This window comes from Thermogemmatispora sp. (assembly GCF_019683635.1).
GTDB lineage: Bacteria > Chloroflexota > Ktedonobacteria > Ktedonobacterales > Ktedonobacteraceae > Thermogemmatispora.
Genome location: NZ_JADGIA010000009.1, coordinates 26,903 through 49,706, shown reverse-complemented (window position 1 = coordinate 49,706; position 22,804 = coordinate 26,903). Strand labels below are relative to the sequence as shown.

Sequence of the window (22,804 nt, the reverse complement as noted above, 5' to 3'; positions counted from 1 at the left end):
CGCTGGCGCGGGCTGTGGATGAAGCTGCCGGCCTGGCATAAGCGGTGGGGTGATGAGAGACAGGAGAGTGGAGGAGAGGGGGAAAGGGAGGGGGTTCTAAGTCCTCCCTCCCTTTCCTGTTCCTGTTTTCTGCTTTCCTAGTGGATGATCCCGTAGCGTAGTTTGAGCAGGAGGATGCGCTCGACTGATTGGTCGATGCGTGCTTCCGTCAGTTGGCCTTGTTGGATGGCGGCCTTGAGGGCGCTGACGACATCAGTCACCTGGCTCGGTGTGTAGGGGCCTTCGATGAGATCGTTTCCGGCTTCGATGGCCATGACGGCTGCTTCACTCAGCGACCAGTGTTCGCTGATGCCGCGCATGTAGAGGCCGTCGGTAATAACGACCCCGTTGTAGCCGAGCTGCTGTCGGAGTACGCCGTCGATGGCTTTCGGCGATAGCTCCGCTGGCAGCTGCGGGTCGATGGCTGGCATCAGGACATCGGTGGCCATGATCATTGCTGGCTGGTCTTTGGGAATCATGAGGCGATAGGGTGCCAGGTCGATCCGGTTCAGGGTGGCCAGGTCGCGGTTGACAACGGGTAGGCCGCTGTGCGGGTCGGAGGTAATTGCTCCCAGCCCGGGAAAGTGCTTGAGGCAGCCAGCAACCTGGTGTTCTTGCAGCCCCTGCAGGTAGGCACCGGCGTAGGTGGCTACTGTTTGTGGATCGCTCCCAAACATGCGTGTCTCCAGGACCGGGGGGTCCACGGTGTGAACGTCAACAACGGGGGCCAGGTCGCTGTTGATGCCGAGCTGTTTCATCCACTCGGCGGCCTGGCTGCCTTGCTGATAGGCATAGGAGGGTTTTCCCGTGGCTGCCATCTCTTCTGCTGAGGGCAGCGGCCCGTGAAACTTGTAGAGCCGGTTGACAAGTCCTCCTTCCTGGTCGGTGGCGATCAGCAGGGGGATCTTGGCATCCTGCATGGCCTGCTGCGAGAAGGCTGCTACAGCGGCGATGCTATCATAGGGTGCGTCAAAATTGTGGTTGCTTTCCTGATACATGAAACCGCCGACGTATTGGTCGCGGATCATTTCCTGCAGGCCGCTTTCCTGGTAGTCGTGGCCCAGGTATTCGACAATAATGAGCTGGCCAAGCTTCTGGTCAAGGGTCATGCTGGCCAGTATCTGCTGAGCCTTGGCAACCAGGAGCCGATCGCTCTCTACGCTGCGTCCCTGCCAGTCCGGTCGGGTGGCTGCAGGACGCGAGAGGGCTGTTGCTGAGGCCACAGGTTGGCGGCTCGCTCCTTCACTGCTTTGACCGCAAGCTCCTAGAAGTAGCAATAATGCGCATATAGAGATATAAGAGGCGAGTCGAATGCTTTTTCTTTTGATGCTCAGGGTTTTTTTCTTCATTCCTGTACCTGTCTGCCCTCGATATGGTAGGTGGCAAAGATCATCAGTGTGCTCTCTGCTTAGCATAACTCTCCCTCGAAGGGTTGGGACGGTGCAAACGGCGGCAGGTAACGGATTGAGAGAAAGGGGCTGTTTATCTGTCGTCCTGTTGGGGATCAGCGGCTTGTGCGTCTGCTTTTGTGTATGTGTAGTTCATGACTATAAGAATATGCTACACCAGACTGGATACTATTCACCAGCCCCTCCCCACTCCCCCGTGCTAGCTACTTACCGCTAGCCCAGGCCATGCTTTCTTCCACACACGACCTTGCATCTAAGACTACGAGGCAATGCTGCCTGGTGGTCAGGTGGATTGCAGCAGGTGCAGGCAGTCCGCATCACAGGTTAGTGAGAGTCTAAAGCCTTGAGGCTATAAGAAATACCCAACGGAAGGAGGAGAGCAACTTGACGCAGCGCAGGCTCAGCGGCTATCATCCCAAGCAAAGCAACCAGCAGAGACAGAGATAGGCAGCGCCGCCCCATGCGACGCGCCGTCAGTGGAGGCAGAAAGGAACCCCCTAATGAGCGAGCACTCTCATCACTACGACGTCATCATCATCGGAGCTGGCCATAATGGTCTCGTTGCCGCCGGCTACCTGGCGCGCGCTGGCAAGCGTGTCCTTGTTCTCGAACAGCGCGACCGTGTAGGGGGCGCCTGTACTCTCGAAGAACCCTTCCCAGGCTTCAGCGTCTCCCCCTGTGCCTACGTCGTGAGTCTCCTGCGACCGGAAATCATCCGCGACCTTGAACTAGCGCGCTACGGCTTCGAGGCCTACATCAAAGATCCTCAGATGTTCGTGCCCTTCCCAGACGGCAGCTATCTCTTCATTCGCGCCAGTAGTGAGCAAACCGCCGAAAGTATTCGACGCTTCTCACCGCGCGACGCCGCCGCCTATCCGCGCTTTCTGCGTTTCTTTGAACGCGCCTCAGACATTCTCACGCCCCTGCTCCTAGAGGAGCCGCCCACACTGGCCGAGCTGGCGGCACGCTTTCGCGGCGAAGATGAAGAAATCTACAGCCGACTCATGTTCGGCAACCTCTACGATTTGCTTGCCGAGTATTTCGAATCTGATCAGGTACGAGCTGCCTTTGCCGGTCAAGGTGTCATTGGCAGCTTCATCGGCCCCAAAACGCCAGGCTCTGTCTACGTGATGTGGCACCACATGTTCGGCGAGGTGAACGGACAGCGCGGCCTCTGGGGCTACGTTCGCGGCGGCATGGGGCGCATCAGCTTTGCCCTGGCAGCCTCAGCCACCGCCCACGGTGCCCTGATTCGCACAGGCGCCCCTGTGGCTAGCATCCTGATCCACAATGGGCGAGCTGAAGGCGTGCGTCTGGAGACCGGCGAAGAAATCCGTGCTCGGGCAGTCCTCTCGAACGCCGACCCCAAACGAACCTTCCTGCAACTGTGCGCTGACGCCGGCCTTGATCCCACCTTCCTGGCACGCATCAAACGCTTCAAGACCGAAAGTCCTGTCATCAAGATCAACCTCGCTCTCAAGGAACTTCCCAGCTTCAGCTGCCTGCCAGGCAGTGAACCAGGCCTGCAGCACGCAGGCTCATGCGAGATTTCGCCCACCCCCGACTGGGTTCAGCAAGCCTACGAGGACGCCCTGCGAGGCGAGCTATCGCGCCACCCCTACATCGAGGCCTACATGCAGTCGGCCACTGATCCCTCACTCACCCCGCCAGGCAAACACCTGATCTCAATGTTCTGCCAATACGCTCCCTACCACCTGAAAGATCGACCCTGGAGCGAAGAAGTCAAAGAAGAAATGGTCAAGCGCGTCATCGCCACCATGTGCGCATTCGCCCCCAACTTTGCCGATGCCATCATCGATCGCCAGGTGCTGAGTCCAGCGGACATCGAGCAGCGCTACGGTATGACCGAAGGACACATCTTCCACGGCGAGATCACCCCCGACCAGCTCTTCGGTCAGCGTCCAACGCCCGAGTGTGCCCGCTATCGCACCCCAATCGCCGGCCTCTACCTCTGCGGGTCAGGCACCCATCCCGGCGGGGGCGTCATGGGAGCACCCGGCCATAACGCAGCTATGGCGCTGCTACGCGACTGGGGAGCAACCTCCTGAATCTTCTGGCCGCAGCAGCCAGAACCAGGGGCAAGGCTGGCTGTCGCAACAAGGGATTAAGGCTATAAGAAATCCAATTAAGAAGAAGGCAGTCAGGCCGCCCATCCCTGGTTAGCGAGCAGGGCCTGGGCCGCAGGAAAGTGCGCCTCCAGCCAGAGGCGCAGCTCCTCACTCAACGGTGCTACCAGAGTCGCCGGCGCCTCATCGGGATAGCGACGCACCGTCAAACTGGAAGCATGAAGAAACTGGCGCAGCAAAGCGGCCTGGGGTGTTCCCGGCAGCGGAGGAGGAGCATAGGTCTGGTCACCGACCAGCGCATAACCCAGAGATGCCAGATGAGCGCGAATCTGATGAATCCGTCCCGTAATCGGGCGTGCTTCCAGCAAGAGGAAAGGTCCCTGCTGGGCCAGCACCTGCACCAGCGTCTGCGCAGGCAAGCCTTCTGGCCCCACCACGCAGCGTCGACGATCCTGGGGATCACGCTGAATCGGCCCATCAAGCAGCCAAAGGCTCCCAACGGGCAGTGGTAGCGGCTCCGGCTCCGGCCCCTCTCCCGAGATCACCAGCTCCTGCGAGCCAGGCCACTTCCCTGTTCCAGCCAGGTCAAGAGTTCCTGGCCCCAGTCCATCCTCCAGCTCAGCCACAGAGAGGCGACACACCCGCAGCGGCTGCAGCGGTCGCGTCCAGGCCGGCGCCCCGGCGAAGGCCACCGCCAGATAGCGCTTCAGCACCCGATGCTCATTGAACTGGCGTCCCAGATAGCGCCGGGCATTCTCTGTACGGGCCAACAACACCACCCCCGACGTATCCTTATCCAAACGATGCAAGAGTACCGGCTTGGGCAGCGGCCCCTCCTGCCTGCGCAGCCGCGCCGCCCGCCGCTCGCGCAGCATCAGGCGCACCGCCTCGGGCGCCCGCTCCCAACCCGGCTCATCGGGCAACTCCGGCGGCTGCCACTCCTCCGGCCCCTGCCGTTCCAGATAGGCCAGGATCATATTCCAGAGCGTATCATCAGCATGCTTATAGGTTGGATGAATCACCACGCCCGCCGGCTTATTGACCGCCAGCATGTGATGATCTTGATAGAGAATCAGACTCGGGTCCAGCTCCATCACAGAAACCACCTCCTGCCGCTCGCTGGTTTCCCAACGCCCCCACCCTCTTGTCAGTGTGCTCAACGCGGCGAGCGCATCCAGGCAGGTCCACATTGTCAGGGTATTATAGCCCCCGCCTCAGCGAGGATCAAGAGCCAGACCCTGGCCGGGCGTAGGGGGGAGAACAAGAGAGACTGCCCACAATTTCCCCAACATGGTAGAATGTGTAGGATACGGTCCAGGGAAGGCAGAGAGAGGTATGAGCATGTCTCTGATCCAGTATTATCGTGAACACCTGCAACTACGCAACCCGGTGCTGATCGCCGCCTTGGCCGGCTGGAACGACGCCGCCGACTCGGCCACTACCGCCATCAAATTCCTGATTGATCGCTGGAAGCCGGTGAAGATCGCCGAAATTGACAGCGAAGACTTCTACGTCTTTACCGAAACGCGGCCCATTGTGCGCATTGTCGACGGCATGCAGCGTTCCCTGGTCTGGCCCGCTAACCAGTTCTCCGCCCACAGCCTTCCCGAGCAAGAGCGCGACATCATCCTCTACCTGGGAGTAGAGCCGCAGCTCAAGTGGCATACCTTCAGTGAGTGTTTTCTAGAGGTCTGTCGCCACTTTCACGTCTCGGAGGTCATTCTGCTGGGGGCTATGCTGGCGGACATCCCCCACTCGCTGGCCGTGCCCATTACCGGCAGCTCGTCAACGCCCGAGCTCCAGGAACGGCTACGCGAGTTGGACATCCACAGCTCTGGTTACGAGGGTCCCACCGGCATGATCGGCGTGTTGCAGGATGCCTGCCGCCGCGCCAACATTCCAGCAGCCAGCCTCTGGGCGGCAGCGCCCCACTACCTGGCCGCCACGCCGAACATCAAAGTGACCGCGGCCCTCCTGACCTATGTCAACAGCCTCCTCTCCCTCGACCTCGACCTCAACGAGATCCAGGTGGATGCCGTCCGCTTCGAGGAGCAGATTACCGCGCTGGTGGCTCGCGATCCCGAGGCCAGCGCCTACGTCCGTCGCCTGGAAGAACAGATCCATGCCCTGGCAGACGAGGAGGATGAGGAGGACGAGGAGGATGATCCAGAGGACGAGGAGGAGCCACCCGTGGTGGAGACAGCCCACGGTCCGGCCACTGACCTCGACCACCCCGCCGGCACCGGTCCCCTGCCGAGCGCGGATGTGCTCATTCGCAGCGTCGAGGAGCTGCTGCGACGTGAGCGCGAACAGGGGCCACCCACCGATACCGACGATTCCAAGGACGAGGGTTGAATGAGCAACCGGCTGTATACGCTTGAGGAAGTGCTGCACCCGCGCTCTGTCGCCATCATCGGCGCATCGCGCGCGCCCCAGAAGTGGGGCCATGTCGCCGCTCGCCAGCTATTGGCGAGCTTTCCAGGCGAGGTCTATCTGGTCACGCCCAGCGCCCCCGAGATCCTTGGCCAGCGCACCTACCCCAGTCTGCGCGCTGTGCCCGGGCCTGTTGATCTGGCCATCATTACCACCGCCTTCCAGCACGTGCCCGCCGCCGTCGACGATTGCATCGCTCACGGGGTGAAAGGCATCGTGATCGTCACCGCCGGCTTCAGCGAGACCGGCCCCGAGGGCCGCGCCCTCGAAATGGAGCTGGTCACTCGCTGCCACGAGCACGGCATCCGTATCCTGGGCAGCAACTGCATGGGGGTCTACGTGCGGCGCGCCCGGCTCAACGCCCTGGGCATGGCCTTTCCGCTGCCAGAGGGACCGATCGGCCTGGTCTCCCAAAGCGGCAATCTCGGCATGTACCTCTACGCACAGGCTCAGCTCGATGGACTGGGCTTCACGACCTTCCTGAGCATGGGAAACGGCGCCGATGTGCGCTTCCCCGAGTATCTGCAGTATCTAGCCAACGACCCTGAGACAAAGGTGATCGCTGGCTACGTCGAAGCCATCGACGAGGCCACACTGCAGCAGGTGACACAGCAGCTCTACCGCCAGGGACGCTATAAACCGGTGGTCATCTTGCTGAGCGGAGCCACCGAGGTTGGAGTACGCGCCGCCTTAGCCCATACTGGTAGCCTGGCGACAGTGCGCCCCGACCATGACACAGCATTACTCGGCAGCGGCGTGGTACGCGTCATCCGCTCGGATGAGCTGTATCCAGTGGCACGGGCCTTGGCGCTGCAGCCGCCGACCCCAGGCGGGAGGCGACGCATCGCTATCGTTGGCGATGGAGGCGGAAGCGTGGTAGCCTCCGGCGATGCCGCCTTACGCTGCGGCCTGGAGGTGCCCGTCCTCAAGGAGGAGACGCAGCAGCAGCTGCGCGCCTTGATGCCCGCGCGGGCAACAGCCACCAATCCGATCGATGTCGCCGGCGCCGCCGATGAGGACCCGCTGGCTTTCGCTCGCCTGAGTGAGGTCTGTCTGGCCGATCCCGACGTTGATGGCGTTATCATCACGGGCCTCTTCGGCGGCTATCGCTGGTTGCTTTCCGAGGCTTTCGGGGCGCGCGAGGAGGAAGCTGCCCGCGAGCTGGGCCGCCTTGTGCGCCAGTACGCCAAGCCGGTCCTGGTACAAACCATCTACGCTCGCTACGATAAGGAGATCCCGGCGCTGCAGCTGCTGCGCGAAGAGGGCATTCCTTACTACGAGTCGATTGAGATCACCTGTCGCGCTATGGCAGCTTTGGTTGAAATTGGCCAGTTTCTGACGCGCATGGCCAGCAGCACCGCCAACCGGGAGCCTGGAGCGTAAGCAGGTCAAACGAGGTCGAGCCTGGCAGAGCGCCTGGCGCTCACAGGCGGCGCGGCGATTGCTCTCGCTCGACCTCCTCTTGCCTTGCGCTGGGCCAGGCACCTGACTCAGCGCGGTGCGACAAAGAGTCCTGGCAGGCGCCGGCTGATCTCCCAGGCTTCCTGGACAATGCGCTCGATCAGCTCCTGAGCCGTGGGAATATCATGGATGAGACCCACCACTTGCCCAGCCCAAACAAAGCCCTCGTCGAGAACCCCCTCCAGAGCAGCTCGTTTGTTAACAGCGCCGCTGATGAGCGGCAACAGCCGGCGCAGGCGCTCCTCAGCGGTAGCCCCTTCGCGCTCTAGCTCTTCCTCAACCTGGCGAATACGCTCGGCAACCGGCCCTTTGAGAACGCGCGCCGGACGCCCGATGCTGCGCTCGATGATCATGGTATCCGTCTCCTGGGCTTCGAGCAGGGCCTGCTGATAGTGCGGGTGGGCATTGCTCTCCCGCACAGCTACAAAGCGCGTGCCCAGCTCAATGCCCTCAGCTCCAAGAGCCAGGGCTGCCGCGAGACCGCGCCCGTCGGCGATGCCACCACTGGCCAGCACTGGAATCTTGACGGCCTCGACAACGCGCGGCGTCAACACCAGCGTACCAAGATCGTCGCGCCCGAGATGCCCCCCACCTTCGAAACCGACAGCAATAACAGCATCAGCTCCCAGGGCCTCCGCTTTGCGCGCCGCCCTCACCCCCGCGACAAGTACCATTGTGCGTACTTTCACGCCGCTCGCTTGAATGCGCTTGAGCAGCGGCTCGGGATTGCCACCGGTGATGCTGATGACCGCCGGCTCTTCGCTGAGAGCAGCATCGAGAAATGGCTCAAGGGAAATATGTCCGATGGGGAAATTGACGCCAAACGGTTTGTCGGTAAGCCGCCTGGCCTTCTGGATCTCAGCCCGCAGTTCTTCAGGCGTGGCAAAACAGGCACAGCCGATCTGACCAAGGCCACCAGCGTTGGAGACCGCCGCCGCTAGCTCGGCAAAGGAGAGATGGGAAAGCCCTCCCTGGACAATGGGATAGCGAATGTTAACGAGTTCTGTAAAGCGCGTCTGCATGCGCTCAGGTAGCGATGTCAAGTGCGTTCCCGCCTTTCGCCGACCGGGTTCAGGATGAGATGACAGGCTCTTCTTCGCCTCCCGCCTTCGTTGGCCGGCAGAGGATATTATACCATCGACGCCGCTCGCTCTTCCCTTCCCCTGCGCTGTTCCTCAACAATTGATTGCCACAATTGTATCGCTGATACATACAATCCTTTACTATGCTCTCCTGCTCATAGGCTAATGATAGTCATCTGTGTACAATCTCTCCCTTGTGTAAGGGAGAGAGCAGCAAACTACTGAATTGACAACGATTGTGGATTCGCATATACTAGGCTATACAATCCTTAAAGGCTCCAAATGGCGAAATGAACCCCATCTGTAACTTATAGTATTTCCCATGAAATAGCAGGTAGGACGAAGCCAGGCAGGGACTATGAGTATCACTTTTTCATTGGACAAGAGCACGCGTACTCTGCTCTATCAGCAGCTTGCTGAACAAATCAAAAGCGCCATTGTGCGAGGAGAGCTTACAGAGGGCACGCAGCTGCCGCCGGTACGTCGGCTGGCGGCGGAGCTGAGCGTGAGCACAACCACAGTTGCTCAAGCCTACGATCTACTCGCTAGCGAGGGAGTAATCGGCGGCCACGTTGGGCGTGGTACCTATATTCTTTCTTCGCCTCTGACGGCCCTGGCGCGGGCACGGGCACCCTTCGGGGGTGATCTCCCGACAAGCGGTCCGGTCTCGACCAGCCAGTGCCAACGACTGGACTGGGCGACTGGCTGGCTCGGAGGACTATCGCTACAGGCCAGCCGAGCTGGTCAATTGCAGTGGCTGACGCAGCGCTCCCTGGAGCGCTGGGGCGATCCTGCCACCATGCTCAATCTGAGCAGTGGCTATCCTGATGTCAGCCTCTTTCCCATCGAACGCTGGGAACACTCGATGGCACGCGCCGGGCGGCTCCTGGCCGAGGAGACGCGGCAGGCAGCCAGCTTGCAGGTATTGCAGTACGGTTCAACTCTGGGCGATGAGGCTCTGCGCCGCTATCTCTGCCAGTATTTCACGCGCTTCGGCTTCCAGCCGGAGCCACAGGAGATTCTGCTCACGAGCGGCAACCAGCAAGGGCTGGATTTGGTCGCGCGCGTGCTGCTCACGCCGGGCGAGCCGGTCTTCATTGAGGAGCCGGCCTATCTGGCGGCTCTGGATATCTTTGAGCAACAGCGAGCGACCTGCCAGCCAATTCCGGTCGATGAGGAGGGGCTGCGTCTCGATCTGCTGGAGCAGGCGCTAGAGGCACCCGCGGCTCGCCCCCGTCTGCTCTGTGTGGTGCCGACCGCCCATTCACCCACCGGCGCCACGATGTCACGTGAGCGTCGCCAGCAGCTGGTTGAGCTGGCCAGTCGCTACAATCTGCTGATCGTCGAAGACGACTATTGTAGCGAGCTGTTCTACGGTGAGTCGGGGTGTGGTGAGCCGCCACCAGCGCTGCGCAGCTTTGATGGCGAGGGACGCGTGATCTATCTGAAGAGCTTCAACAAGTTGATTTTTCCAACGCTGCGCCTCGGCTGTATCGTGGCAGCTCCGCCGATCCTGGCGCGCCTGGTCGAGGGCAAGCAGACGTTCGCGCGCGGCACCTCGCTGCCCCTGGCCCGCGCTCTTCTGGAACATCTGAGCGATCCCGCATTCGAGGAGGAGCTTTGTCTCTATCGCCAGGAGTATCGGCGCCGGCGCGACGCCCTGTTGAACCTGCTAGAGGAGGAGCTGGCCGGGCTTGAATGCCGCTGGACGGTGCCGACCGCGGGCCTCAACCTGCTGCTCTGGCTGCCGCCGCAGCTGCAAGAATATGAAGTGATTGAGAAGGCTGCCGATCGCGGTCTGTTGCTGGCTCCCGGTCAGCTCTTCCGCGTCGAAAACAGTCAGCAGCAGCTGCCGAGTATACGCCTGACTTTCGCTGATAAGTCCCCGGAGCAACTATGCGAGGGGGTCAAGCGGCTATCGTCGACGCTGCGCGCTCTGCTACATGGGAGCAGCTCCGGTCGGGGCCGGGCCTCGCCCGATCTGTTCACCGCTGTCTGAGGCATCGAACTGGTCTGGGAACCGCGCTGGACACCCGAGCACCTGACCCCCGAAGGAAGACGCCTGTTGGGACTGGCCTGACCAGCTAAGTCGCCAGACCGGTTCCAACAGGCGTGTCTGTCGAGGGCTAGCTGCGTAACGTGCTCAGCTTCCATGAGTGATCAGCAAGTAGAGGCTTGAGACTTTGACGCTCGCCGCCCCAAGTACATGGAAGATAGCAGGCAATCGTGAGAGAGTAGTAGTCTGAGGCAAGGTGAGGCAAGATAAAGAGTTTGAGAGGAAGTAGCACTTTGAGAGGCTGCTGATCCCGTCTGACAGGACTTCATTCGCCCAGCCAGGCAGCAGGGGACGAAACCAACGTAAATGATTCGGAGAAGGTTCAAGAGAAGGAAGAGACGAAGGCTCGTGGGCGCGACCTGCCTGCCCTTCCAGACAGAGTGAGGAGCCTTCTTTCTCTCTTCCTGTCCTACCTGTTACTCGCCGGTGAAGTGTGCGGGGCGCTTTTCCACGAAGGCCCGTGTTCCCTCCTGACGATCATGAGTTCCAAAGAGGACCAGCCAGGCCTCGGCCTCGATCACGAGGCCCTGATCCAGGGAGGTCTGTAGGCCCTGATTGATGGCTCGCTTAGCCTGCTGTACCGCAATCGGGCTATTGCGCGCGATGCGCCGCGCCAGTTCGTGGGCTTCGCTCAGCAGCCGCTCGCGTGGTACCACCCGATTGACCAGCCCGATCTGCAGCGCTTCCTCTGCTCCTACACGGCGCCCTGTGAAGATCAGCTCTTTGGCCAAACCAGGCCCCAGCAGGCGCGCCAGGCGCTGGGTACCGCCCCAGCCGGGCAAGAGGCCAAGCGAGGTTTCTGGCAAGCCTAGCTGCGCCCCCTCCGCTGCCAGGCGAATATCGCAGGCCAGGGCCAGCTCCAGCCCTCCCCCAAGGGCATAGCCATTGATAGCTGCGATACTCACTTTACTGCTGCGCTCAAGTCGCAGCAAGACCTCCTGTCCCGCATAGACAAAGCGCCGCGCCTCCGGCATGCTCATGGCCGCCATATAGGCCACATCTCCTCCGGCCACAAAGGTCTTCTCTCCGGCCCCCGTCAGAATGACCACCACTAGCTCGCGATCCTGTTCCAACTCATCTACCAGTTGACCCAGCTCGTCAAGCACAGCGCGGTCAATGGCGTTGAGCTGCTCCGGGCGCGCAATGGTCACCTGCGCCACCTGGGGATGAGCGCGCTCCACCTGTAGATAACGATAGCTCATCTCTGCCTCCCTCACTTTGCTTGCGCCTGCTCAGTACGAGCGCGGCAGTCCCAGCACATGCTGGGCAATGTAGTTGAGAATCATTTCCTGACTGATAGGCGCCAGACGGAAGAGGCGTACATCACGCCAGAGGCGCTCGATGTGATACTCCGTTGAGAAGCCATAGCCGCCCAGGGTCTGCATGGCTTGATCACAGGCGTTGAAGGCGGCCTCTGCCGCCACCATCTTGGCCATATTGGCCTCCGCCGCACAGGGCAGGTGATGATCAAGCAGCCAGGCTGCTTTGTAGTTCATGAGACGAGCCATCTCAATCTCGGCTTTCAGACGCGCCAGCGGGAACTGAATGGCCTGATGGCGACCAATCTTCTGGCCGAAGACCACGCGCGCATTGGCATAGTCGACCGCCAACCTGATGGCCAGATCCCCGGCGCCTACGCAGCCCGCAGTTGTAACGATGCGCTCGCTGTTCAGGGTATCGACCAGATATTTCCAGCCCTCGCCCTCTTCACCGATGAGTGCTGTCTTGGGCACGACCAGCTCGTCAATGAAGACCATGCTTGAGGTCACGCAGTGCGTTCCCACTTTCTCCAGCGGCTGATGGCTAACGCCCGGCGAGTGCGGATCAACGAGAAAGAGGCTGAGGCCAAAGGTGCGGCGTGGCGCCTCCTCTAGCGGCGTGGTGCGTGCCACAAGCAACATGCCACCGGCGCGATCAACTCCTGAGATCCATACCTTTTGGCCGCTGATGACGTACTCATCGCCGTGGCGGCGTGCCAGGGTCTTGGTGGCCAGCGTGTCGCTCCCCGCATCTGGTTCGGTGAGGGCCATGCTGAAGTCGAATTCGCCGCGCGCCAGCGCTGGCAGGTAACGCTCGCGTTGCTCTTCGGAGCCGTGCCGTAAGATGGTCAAGGCTCCAAAGACTGGCGTCATCATGAACAACTGGGCAATAGTGGCACCCGCCCCGCTGGCGGCCATCTCTTCCACCACGATCGCCATTTCCAGCAGCCCCATGCCAGCTCCCCCATAGCGTTCGGGGATGATCGTTCCCAACCAGCCGGCCCGAGCCAGCTCCTTCCATAGCTCCTCGGGGAAAGCATGCTGGCGATCCTTCTCGCGCCAGTACTCCAGGCCATAACGGCTGGCGAGCTGCCGCACGCTCTCACGAATGAGGGTATGCTCTTCTGAGGTCTGAAAATCCATCGTTGTTCTCCCTGTGCAAGATAGGATGGATCAAGATGGGTCGGGCCGCACCCAGGCCCTCCAGGATGGAGGACACCCTGTAAGATAGCTCCCTTAATGGGCCGAGAGGAGAAGCGTCCAGGGATGCTCCAGCAGATATTTGACGCGCGCAAGGAAACGCGCCGCCGGCTCGCCGTCGACGAGACGGTGGTCGAAGGTCAGGCTCAGCCCCAGCCGGCTGTAGCGCTGGAAACCCTCGGCGCCAGCCCGGACTTGCTCGCAAACGCGCCCCACTCCCAGGACGGCCCCCTGCCCCCTAGGAAGGATGGGGGTGAAGTAGTCGACTCCCTGCGCTCCCAGGTTGGTAATGGTAAAGGTCGCCCCGGCGAGTGCATCGGGCGGCAGCCGACCGCTGCGAGCCTGCTCGGCCAGGCTCTGCAGCTCCGCACTGATCTCGGCCAAGCTCTTGCGATCAGCCCCCCGGATAACAGGCACGAGCAAGCCATCCTCAAGCGCTGTGGCCACGCCAATATTGATCTCGCGATAGAGGCGGATCTCGTCCCCCACCAGGGCAGCATTGAGCCGACGATGCTCGTGCAAGGCAAGAGCCACCATCTTGATCAAGAGATGGGTAATGGTGATTCCGGCCCCTCCAAGGCGCTGCTGCTCCTGCTGTAGCTCCGCCCTGAGTTGCAAGGTCTGGGTAACATCGGCCTCCATCATCAAGGTGAGCTGGGCCGTCTCTTGCAGGCTGCTCAGCATATGCTCGGCAATACGCCGACGCATAGGGGTCAGCGGCTCGCGATCGTAGGCCGGCAGCGACGCGACGCTCTGGACGGGGGCCATCGCCGCAGGGGACGGCGCCGTGCTCACCGCGTCGACAGCCGCTGGCTGGCTGCTCCCCTCACGGAGCTGCTGCCAGGCCCGCAGAACATCAGCCTTGTGAATGCGTCCCCGGGGGCCGCTGCCCTGGATGCGCTCCAGGGGTAGGCCCAGGTCCTGGGCCATGCGTAAGGCCACGGGCGAGATCTCAAGCCGCCCACGCCCGTCTCCGCCACCAGCCTCCTGCCTCGGAACTGGAACTGCTGCCGGCACGCCGCCTGGCAGCTTTTGCGCTTCCCGCTCTGGCCCTGGCCCTGGCGCCTCAACTGCTCGCGCGGCCCCTACAGCCATCGCCTCCCGCTGAGCCAGAATGCGCGCAATGACAGCGCCGACAGTGACGGTTGTCCCTTCAGGCTGGAGGATCTGCAGATAGCCACTCCTGGGAGCCTCAATCTCATGAGTGATTTTCTCCGTCTCAATCGTGCAGATGACCTCGCCAGCGTTGACCCATCCTCCCTGTGGCTTGGACCACTGGACGATGGTACCCTCCTGCATGGTCAGGCCCAGACGAGGCATGATCACCTCGGACTGCGCTCCCTCACTTGCCTCAGTCATAGCTGCTCCCCACTGTGTTTGCCCGGCTAAATGGTCAACGGCCAGATCATAAGGCTGACGACACCCCGGTCAGGAATAGTGTGAGACACCAGCGCCTCATCTCACGGGGCCAGCACTCGCTCTACAGCCGCGATAATGGCCGCCCGATCGGGCACGATTGCCCGCTCCAGCGGTGGTGAAAAAGGAATCGGCGCGAACGCCGCCCCTACGCGCATAATAGGCGCGTCAAGCATATAAAACGCCTCTTCACCGAGGGCCGCTGCTAGCTCAGCTCCAACTCCGCCGCAGCGCGTGGCACTATGAGCAATCACCAGACGATTGGTCTTCTCCAGCGAGGTTCGTACCGTCTGCAGATCTAGCGGATTCGCGCTGCGCAGATCAATGACCTCGCAGGAGATTCCACGCCCGGCCAGCGCTTCCGCCGCCGCCAGGGCTTCACGTACCATGACTCCAATGCTGGCAATCGTCACATCCCGCCCCTCACGCTTAATCGCCGCGCGCTCCAGCGGCAGGACATAATCGTCGTCCGGGACCTCTTCGGCCAGGGCATACAGGGTTCGGTTCTCCACAACGATCACGGGATTGTCGTCGCGGATAGCCGCCTTCAGCAGGCCCTTGGCCTCGCAGGGGCCAGAGGGCATCACCACTTTGAGGCCGGGCACGTGGGTTAGCCAGGCCTCCAGACTCTGCGCGTGTTGGGGGCCGGCACTGTCGCGATAACCAGTCTGGGTGCGTACCACCAGCGGCAGTTTGGCCTGCCCTCCAGTCATGTAGCGCATCTTGGCCGCCTGGTTCACGAGCTGGTCCATGACCAGGGCCAGGAAGTCCATGAACATGATCTCAACGACCGGGCGGAGACCGAGCGTGGCTGCGCCGATGGCCAGACCCACAACCGCCGCTTCGCTGATCGGCGTGTCGCGGACTCGCTGCGGGCCAAAGCGCTCCTGCAGGCCACGCGTGGCTCCAAAGGGGCCGCCAGGCGCCCCAACGTCGACCCCGAGCAGGCAGACCGCTGGATCACGCTCCATCTCTTCACAGAGAGCCTCGTTGACTGCACGCACATAGCGTTTTTCCGCCACAGCAACTGCTCCTTTGCTTACCCGGATGTCAGCTTAGCCTCGCTCAGCTCAGCCTGCCCCTGACGGCTGGTAGAGCACATCTTCTAAGGCCGAGGCAGGATCAGGAAAGGTCGCCTCTTGAGCATAGGCAATGGCCTCCGCCACCGCCTGACGGGCCTGAGCTGCCAGCTCCGCCTCCTCCGCCTCGTTCAACAGCCCTTCACGTCGCAGACGCTCGGCAAAAAGGCGGAGAGGATCATGAGCTGTCGCCTCCTCCAGCTCGGCAGATGAACGATAGCGCTGCGGATCACCTTCGTAGTGCCCACGTACACGCCAGGTCAGGCACTCCACCAGAGCCGGCCCTTCACCAGCGCGGACCCGCACCAGCGCCTCGCGTACCGTCGCCCGCACCGCCAGGGGGTCCTGTCCATCTACCCGCCAGGCTGGCAGCCGATAGGCGGCGGCCCGCTCAGCCACGCTCTCGACGGCAGCGTGCACACTCAAAGGCGTAAACTCGGCATAGCCGTTGTTCTCACAGAGCAAGAGCAGCGGCAAGCGCCAGAGAGAGGCAATATTGGCCGTTTCGTGAAAGAGGCCGGTGCTGACAGCCCCATCACCGAAGACCGCCACGGCCACCTGCCGCCGTCCCTGCAACTGTAAAGCCCAGGCCGCTCCCGCCGCATGTGGGAGACCTGCCCCAACGACCCCATTGGCTCCCAGTATCCCCACCTCAAAGGCCGCAATGTGCATGGAGCCACCCCGACCCCGACAATAACCGGCAGCCTTGCCGAAGATCTCCGCTGCTACGCGCTTCAGGTCGGCCCCCTTGGCAATGACATGGCCATGCCCTCGATGCGTCACATACAAATAGTCGTCGCGCTCCAGAGCGCTGGCCAGACCGGCAGCCACCGCCTCCTGACCAATAGAGAGATGAATAAAGCCAGGAATATGCCTGGCGGCAAAATGATCGCGCACCGCCTCCTCGAAGGCCCGAATCAGCTGCATAGTCGCCAGCAAACGGCGCGCCAGCGCCCCATCAATCTCCTCAGCAGGCACACCTCGCCTCCTCTGCAAACAAGATCAAGATCGATCTCACAGGGCAGACGGGCAACCACCGGCGGATAGCCGTTTTTCACCAGCTTCCTGTGTTGCCCGTCTGCGCAGCGCTCAGCAGCACAACGCTAGCTGCCCACGGAGCTGGGAGCCGGTATCTCCAGCAAGCGCGTCAATTCATGCACATCCTGGCACTGCTCCAGCGAGCGAATCAGCTCGATCAGCCGCTGCGTCGCCTCGGGCGTCAGAGGCAGATCTGGCTGCAGCTCCTTGAGCAGTTCCAGCTCGCGAGCAAAGTCCCAGGCATAATAGCTGGCATCGACCTGCAGCTCCTGCTCCAACGTGCGCCCATCGACGAGATGAACCGTCAGACGCAGCGAGAGCGGCGGCAGATCCTGGCGTGCGCGCATCTCCAGTTTGCTGATCAGAGCGCGCGTGGCCTCGTCATCAAACTGGGTGAGGGCAGAGAAGGAGAACGCGCGATGCGCCAGAGTCCAGGCCACACAGAAAGGCGCACTCATCTGTGTCTGCTCCACCGTCGTGAATGGTCCGGTGTAGGCCATGCCTGGATAATTGGCCTCGTAGGCGTTCATCTCCAATTCGATACGCGCGATCTCCTCTGGACGCGGCCCATGCGCTCGCACCAGCTCCAAGGCCGCCGTAATCGGGCTTTGATTAAAGGCACAGACTGGATAAGGCTTGAAGGTCACGTTGAGGATCTCCCAGGTGCGCCCCAGGTGACTCACCACGCGCTCCAGCCCCTCGCGCGTACCGGCAAAGGCCTGGTAGAAGCCGGCAGGACCCTCCAGAGCAATGGCCGAGGCCCGCGCTCCTTCGCGCGCGAGCAGAGCCGCCAGCAGGCCATTACGCGCCGCCACGCCGTTTTCAAAGTGCCACTCCATCGTTCCCGAGGCAAAGGACTGCGTGGTTCCTCCGGCAAAGGCCGAGGCCAAACCTAGCGCCGCCGCCAGCTGCTCCTCGCTCAAAGCCAGCGCCTTGCCCGCGGCTGCCGCCGCTCCAAAGACCCCGTAGATAGCACTGGCCCGGAAGCCACGCGGCGTGGTCAAGGCTGTAAAATCACGACTGACCGCCGCCAGGACCTCGTAGCCGGCCACCAGTGCGGTCAGGAAGGCCCGTCCATCCAGCGGACGCAGCTCGCTCGCAGCCAACAGCGCGGGGATGATCATCGTGCCCGGGTGGGCCGTTCCATGCGTGTCCTCCTGGACACGTCCATGCAGAATGACCCCGTTGGCAAAGGCCGCCCCGGCCACGCTCGCGCGTAGAGAGGAGCCGATCACGGGCGCGCTTACCTCGCCCACTCCAGGCTCGGCCAGCGCCACCAGCCGGCGCGCAATGTGAGCATACTCCAGCTCTGAGCCGGCCAGCCCGACCGCCAGGCCGTGCAACAGGCACGTCTTGGCCTTGTCAATCACCTGGGCCGGCAGCGCCTCATAGCCCAGGCCAGCCACAAACTGCGCAAGCTCTGCGCTCAAGGTTCTTTCCATTGACACCCTCCTTGTGCTCACTCACTTGCTCACGCACGCAGCAGCAATCGCCTCCAGCTTCGGTACCGGACTGACTCACCGCCCACCGACAGACTCAGGCCGGATTAGCCGACTGGCTGGGGCTGGAACTACCTCCCCTGGCCGTAGCCGCGGCGTCCTCAGCGACGCGCAGGCGCAGCTCGCGCTTGAGTACCTTCCCCGAGGGATTGCGCGGCAGCGCCTCGATGAAAAAGATATGGTGCGGCACCTTAAAGCGGGCAAGCTTGGCCTGACAGGCGGCTCGCAGCTCCTCGGCAGTCACCGTCTGGCCCGGCTTTACCACAACATAGGCTACCGGCACCTCTCCCCAGCGCGGATGCGGCATACCCACAACCGCCGCCTCCAGGACGCGCGGGTCCTCGTAGAGCACACGCTCCACTTCGAGCGAAGCGATATTCTCGCCGCCGCTGATGATCATGTCCTTCTTGCGATCGACAATGTAGAGATAGCCCTCCTCGTCGAGATAGCCGATGTCACCGGTGTGGAACCAACCGTTGCGCAAGGCCGCCGCCGTAGCCTCGGGGTCCTTCCAGTAACCTTTGAAGACCTTGGGACCGCGCAGGACGATCTCCCCAGGCTGACGCGGCGGCAATGGCTGATCGTTCTCGTCAACAATGCGCAGCTGCAGGTGGAGACAGGGCTTGCCGACAGAGCCAATCTTCTCTATGGTCTTGGCCTTGTCGAGATAGGTATCACCCGAGACCGTTTCAGTCAGACCATAGGCATCGGCAAACCAGGCCTGGGGGAAAAGCGAGAGCAGCTTCTGAATGAGCGGAATGGGCATCTTCTCGCCGCCATCGATAATGAAGCGGACCGAGCTGAGGTCATAGTTCCAGATGCCTTCGGCCTGGAGCAACATGTTGATCATTGAAGGCGGTAGCCACATGTTGGTGACGCGCTCGCGCTGCACGGTCTCCAGCAAGGTCAACGGCTCAAACTTGCGCAGAATGACCACGCTGCCACCTGCATAGAGAACCGAGGTCGCTGGCAGATCCAGCCCACCAACGTGGTAGAGCGGCCCAACGATGAGCGTGCGATCCGCCGCCGTGATGCCGAAGAGCGTGATCTGCGCAATATTCTTCCAGTAGAGGTTGCCATAGGAGATCATGACCCCTTTGGGGTAGGCCGTGGTGCCAGAGGTGTACATGAGACGGTGTAGATCATCGCTCCCTACCTCTACCGCCGGTAGATGCTGGCCCTGGTGGGCCGCCAGCAGCTCATCATAGACCAGCCAGCCCGCCGGTACGTCCGCCCCGACCCCAATGACATGGCTCAGCGCCGAACAGCGCCCACGCACCGCCTCAACAACGGGGGCAAACTCGCGCTCACTCACGAGCAGCTTGGTCTCGCTGTGATTGAGGATATAGACCAGCTCTTCGCCTACGAGCCGCCAGTTGACCGGCAGAGCCACCGCGCCAAGTCGGTTTACGGCGATGATGGTCTCCAGGAACTCAGAGCAGTTCTTGAGGAGAATAGCAACGATGTCCCCAGCTTTCAAGCCACACTCCTGAAGAGCACAGGCAAGCGCCTCACAGCGCTCGTGAAGCTGACCATAGCTGAGCCGTCGCCCCTCGTAAATAATGGCCTCCCGCTCGGGGTGCCGTTCCGCATAGTGCTCAATGACACTGCTGAAGTTGAAGGTCATGACGCGCTCCTTTGCCGGCTCACCAGGCCGCAGCTTAGCAGGCAGATCGCTCCTTTGCTCGCTGGTGGCCTGGCAAGCACCTTCCTTCCAGGTTGCTGGACCGGAGAGATGGAGAGGACAACACAACGCAACGCAGATGCTGCGCGCGGCTGCCACTCTGAACCGCCTGCTGGCAGACCCAGGTCCGGCCCCTCGCTCGTCGACGCGCTGGGCGCGGGAGACACGGCTCGCTGGCCGGGTCCCACTTTCCCGACCGACCAATCGGTCTGTTCGGCGGAAGTATAACATAGCCTGCAATTTGGCGTCAAGGGTCAGTGGAAAGTATTGCGCGGATTACTGTCGCGCAAGATTAGATTTTACTAGTATCGCGATTTCACTAAAGGCCGAGGAGCAGCGACTTCTAAAAGTGCTATAATCGATAGACCCTTGACGGCGGTGCTTCGCCTATGCTATACTCTCAACCGACTGGTCGGTCGCATAGAAGCGACGCGTCCACCGTAGACGCTGCCGCTGGCGCAGCGCACAGCGCAGACCGTCAGGTCGCTGCTCTGCTTTCTGCAGCTCCAGTAGAGCAGACGGCTGACCGTCGACGTCAGGGTAGCAGCGTGCTTCTGGCCTGGTCTTGTTCGGCCCGGCCCGCACAGAGACGACGTGCGGCCTTCGTTCAAAGGAGGTCTAAGGATGAGCGTCTACCCACGGTCCAGTGAGCCTTTCCTCTTTGTCCACAAGGAGCCTGTCCAGGGTCAATGTCCTGAGTGTGGCAGCCACAACCTGCGGCGCTACCCCGTGCTGAGTGAAGGCGGCTGGTGGCTCGTTACAAAATGCCAGGACTGCCTCTACAGCCTGGAGCGCGAGCGCTGGGGTCGCCTCGGCTCCATCCAGCTTCTCTCCGAGACACTCTAGCCCGGCCCGATTGGGCGGAGTGTCATCCTTGCGCCCTGACTAACTGACTGACTTCACTGATCGTAGAGTCGCCTCGCATGAGTATTTCTTCTGAGGAGTCTTTCTATGCTTGCAGTCGATGTTGGCGGCACGTTCACCGACGTTGTGGCCCTCGACGACCACACGATCAAGGTGACCAAGGTCCCTACGAATGCCCTGGAGACGGAGCGCTCGGTGATCGAAGGCGCGCGCCTGCTCGATATCGCCAGCAAACCGATCTTTAACCATGCCAGCACTGCCGGCCTGAATGCCATCATTACGCGCCGTCTCCCCAAGGTAGCCTTCCTGACGACAATCGGACATCGGGACATCCTGGACATGGGACGAACCTGGCGCCCGCTCGACGCCCTGACCGACCCCGGCTGGCGTCGCCCCTTCGGCGATGCTGCTGCTCCCCTGGTCCCTCGCTATCTGCGCCGCGGCATCAGTGAGCGTATTACTGCTGATGGCAGCGTGCTGATCCCTCTCGACGAGTCCCAGGCCCGCCAGCAGCTGGCCATTCTCAAGAAGTGTGGCGTTCAGGGAGTTGCCATCTGCCTGCTCAATGCCTATGTGAACCCACAGCATGAGATCCGTCTGCGCGAGCTTGTTCGCGAGGAGCTGGGCGATATCCCTTGCTCGATCTCCTCGGAGGTCTCTCCCCTGGCCAAGGAGTACGCACGCGCCTCGACGACGTTGATCGATGTGCTGATGAAGATCATTTTCTCTCAGTATTCGCACAATCTGCTCTCGGGACTGCGCGAGGCCGGCTTCGCGGGCCAGGTTAATTTTGCTGATTGCGCCGCGATGCTACGCCCCGCAGAGATCGCGATGGAGCAGCCTTTCCGCATTGTCTTCGCCGGTCCGGCGGCAGGAGCTGTCTCCAGTGCCCATTTCGGGCAGCTCATCGGCGAGGAGAATCTGATCTGCTGCGATATCGGCGGCACATCGTGCGATATCAGCGTGGTGACACATGGTCAGCCGGTGGTGAATGAGACCTTCGAGCTGGAGCATGATCTGCTGGTCAATGCACTCTCGATCGAGATCACCAGTATCGGGGCTGGCGGTGGCAGCATCGTTTCGATCGCTCCTTCCGGAGAGATGCACGTCGGACCGGAGAGCGCTGGCGCCGATCCCGGTCCAGCCTGCTACGGCAAGGGCGGTACAGCCCCGACTCTGACCGATACCTGTCTGCTGATCGGTATCCTCGATCCCGAGCGCTTCCTCGGCGGCCAGATGCGCCTTAATGTGGACCTGGCTCGCGCGGCTTTCGAACGCCTGCCCACTTCGTTGAGCCTGGAGAAGCGCATCGAGTACGCTTATAAGATCGGTCTGAATAATATCGCTGAGGGCCTGCTGGACATTACAATTAAACAGGGTATCGATCCGCGCGATTATAGCTTGATCGCCTATGGCTCCGCCGGCCCGCTCTTCCTGCCGGCGATTCTGGAGCAGATCAAGGCCAGGCGGGTGATCGTTCCTCCCTATCCTGGCTTCTTCTCCGCACTCGGCCTGCTCAGCTCCGATCTGGTCTACTCCGACAGCCGCAGCGCCTATATGGTTCTGACGCCGGAGGCGGCTCCGACGATTGCGCAGATCTATCGCGCGATGGAGGAGAAGCTCCTGGCGCGTATTCCTGGCGACAAGAGCCAGCTACGGGTCCTGCGCAGCTTCGACGGGCGCCTGCTTGGCCAGACCTGGGAGACCCCTTTCGTGGAGGTGCCCGCCGGTGAGATTACCGCCGAGACGATCACGACGATGATCGAAAATTTCCACCGCGTCTATGAGCAGCGCTCGGGCAATCGCTTCGAGGCGATTCCGGTTCAGAGTGTGACCTATCGTGTGCAGGTCGTGGTGCCTTCGCAGAAGGTTGAATATCCCTTCCTGGGGCAGGGCCAGCCGCACGAGGCCGTTCCCGAGCGCTGGACGACGCTGCGCTATCTCGGCAACGGTGAGCTGCGAGTTGCAGAGTATGAGCGCGCTCACCTGACGAGCGGGGCACTCGTGCGCGGTCCGGCCATTATCCGCGAACCAACCTCGACGATCCATGTGGTCGCCGGTCAGGTGGCCCGCGTTGGCTCCTGGGGAGAGATTGTTATCGAGCCAGCGGCTTAGCGCGATTTGGCTCCATCTGGTGTGGGCAGAGGCCACTCTCTGCGCTCACTCGCCCGCAGCGACAGCGAGCCTCTGCCCGCCCT

General features: G+C 61.8%; 16 protein-coding genes. 6 read left to right on the top strand and 10 right to left on the bottom strand.

The window, feature by feature from the left end; translation table 11 throughout:
- Positions 1-137: 137 nt before the first annotated feature.
- Positions 138-1,262 carry a glycoside hydrolase family 3 N-terminal domain-containing protein gene (locus IRZ31_RS02390; RefSeq protein ID WP_297149138.1) on the bottom strand — a complete coding sequence of 375 codons (1,125 nt, stop codon included), beginning with the start codon at positions 1,260-1,262 and terminating at the stop codon, positions 138-140.
- Between the two features lie 686 nt (positions 1,263-1,948).
- On the opposite strand from IRZ31_RS02390, the gene IRZ31_RS02385 reads away from it, so the two are divergent.
- Positions 1,949-3,517, top strand: a complete 1,569-nt coding sequence (locus IRZ31_RS02385; RefSeq protein WP_297149136.1) for an NAD(P)/FAD-dependent oxidoreductase — start codon at positions 1,949-1,951, stop codon at positions 3,515-3,517.
- A 92-nt stretch (positions 3,518-3,609) separates the two neighbouring features.
- On the opposite strand, the gene IRZ31_RS02380 is transcribed toward IRZ31_RS02385, so the two are convergent.
- Entirely contained in the window at positions 3,610-4,629 is a 1,020-nt protein-coding gene (locus tag IRZ31_RS02380; protein ID WP_297149140.1) for an RluA family pseudouridine synthase, read from the bottom strand.
- A gap of 241 nt (positions 4,630-4,870) precedes the next feature.
- On the opposite strand from IRZ31_RS02380, the gene IRZ31_RS02375 reads away from it, so the two are divergent.
- On the top strand, positions 4,871-5,890 hold the full coding sequence (locus IRZ31_RS02375; protein WP_297149135.1) for a PAC2 family protein: 1,020 nt from the start codon (positions 4,871-4,873) through the stop codon (positions 5,888-5,890).
- Positions 5,891-7,351 carry a CoA-binding protein gene (locus tag IRZ31_RS02370; RefSeq protein ID WP_297149133.1) on the top strand — a complete coding sequence of 487 codons (1,461 nt, stop codon included), beginning with the start codon at positions 5,891-5,893 and terminating at the stop codon, positions 7,349-7,351. It abuts the gene before it with no gap.
- Positions 7,352-7,458: 107 nt separating this feature from the next.
- Here the strand turns inward: IRZ31_RS02370 and IRZ31_RS02365 are convergent, their stop codons facing one another.
- Entirely contained in the window at positions 7,459-8,451 is a 993-nt protein-coding gene (locus IRZ31_RS02365) for a nitronate monooxygenase (protein ID WP_363325626.1), read from the bottom strand.
- A gap of 418 nt (positions 8,452-8,869) precedes the next feature.
- Here IRZ31_RS02365 and IRZ31_RS02360 point away from each other — a divergent pair, with 418 nt between their 5' ends.
- Positions 8,870-10,510, top strand: coding sequence for a PLP-dependent aminotransferase family protein (locus IRZ31_RS02360; protein ID WP_297149129.1), 1,641 nt, complete (start codon positions 8,870-8,872; stop codon positions 10,508-10,510).
- A 473-nt stretch (positions 10,511-10,983) separates the two neighbouring features.
- Here IRZ31_RS02360 and IRZ31_RS02355 read toward each other — a convergent pair whose 3' ends face one another.
- The 7 genes from IRZ31_RS02355 to IRZ31_RS02325 form a co-directional block, all read right to left on the bottom strand.
- A complete protein-coding gene (locus IRZ31_RS02355; protein WP_297149127.1) occupies positions 10,984-11,769 on the bottom strand; it encodes an enoyl-CoA hydratase-related protein in 786 nt (261 codons plus the stop codon).
- Between the two features lie 30 nt (positions 11,770-11,799).
- A complete protein-coding gene (locus IRZ31_RS02350) occupies positions 11,800-12,969 on the bottom strand; it encodes an acyl-CoA dehydrogenase family protein (protein ID WP_297149126.1) in 1,170 nt (389 codons plus the stop codon).
- Between the two features lie 93 nt (positions 12,970-13,062).
- Complete coding sequence (locus IRZ31_RS02345) at positions 13,063-14,385, bottom strand: dihydrolipoamide acetyltransferase family protein (protein ID WP_297149124.1); 1,323 nt, start codon at positions 14,383-14,385, stop codon at positions 13,063-13,065.
- 101 nt (positions 14,386-14,486) lie between these two features.
- Positions 14,487-15,464 (bottom strand): alpha-ketoacid dehydrogenase subunit beta, encoded by a 978-nt coding sequence (locus tag IRZ31_RS02340; RefSeq protein ID WP_297149123.1) that lies wholly within the window; start codon positions 15,462-15,464, stop codon positions 14,487-14,489.
- Positions 15,465-15,512: 48 nt separating this feature from the next.
- A complete protein-coding gene (locus tag IRZ31_RS02335) occupies positions 15,513-16,499 on the bottom strand; it encodes a thiamine pyrophosphate-dependent dehydrogenase E1 component subunit alpha (RefSeq protein WP_297149121.1) in 987 nt (328 codons plus the stop codon).
- 125 nt (positions 16,500-16,624) lie between these two features.
- Positions 16,625-18,001: an MmgE/PrpD family protein gene (locus IRZ31_RS02330; protein WP_297149119.1), complete on the bottom strand. Its 1,377-nt coding sequence runs from the start codon at positions 17,999-18,001 to the stop codon at positions 16,625-16,627.
- Between the two features lie 94 nt (positions 18,002-18,095).
- Positions 18,096-19,685, bottom strand: coding sequence for a long-chain fatty acid--CoA ligase (locus IRZ31_RS02325; RefSeq protein ID WP_297149117.1), 1,590 nt, complete (start codon positions 19,683-19,685; stop codon positions 18,096-18,098).
- Between the two features lie 681 nt (positions 19,686-20,366).
- Between IRZ31_RS02325 and IRZ31_RS02320 the strand changes: the two genes are divergently transcribed.
- Positions 20,367-20,588: a hypothetical protein gene (locus IRZ31_RS02320; RefSeq protein WP_297149115.1), complete on the top strand. Its 222-nt coding sequence runs from the start codon at positions 20,367-20,369 to the stop codon at positions 20,586-20,588.
- A 105-nt stretch (positions 20,589-20,693) separates the two neighbouring features.
- Complete coding sequence (locus tag IRZ31_RS02315) at positions 20,694-22,721, top strand: hydantoinase/oxoprolinase family protein (RefSeq protein WP_297149113.1); 2,028 nt, start codon at positions 20,694-20,696, stop codon at positions 22,719-22,721.
- Positions 22,722-22,804: the final 83 nt, after the last annotated feature.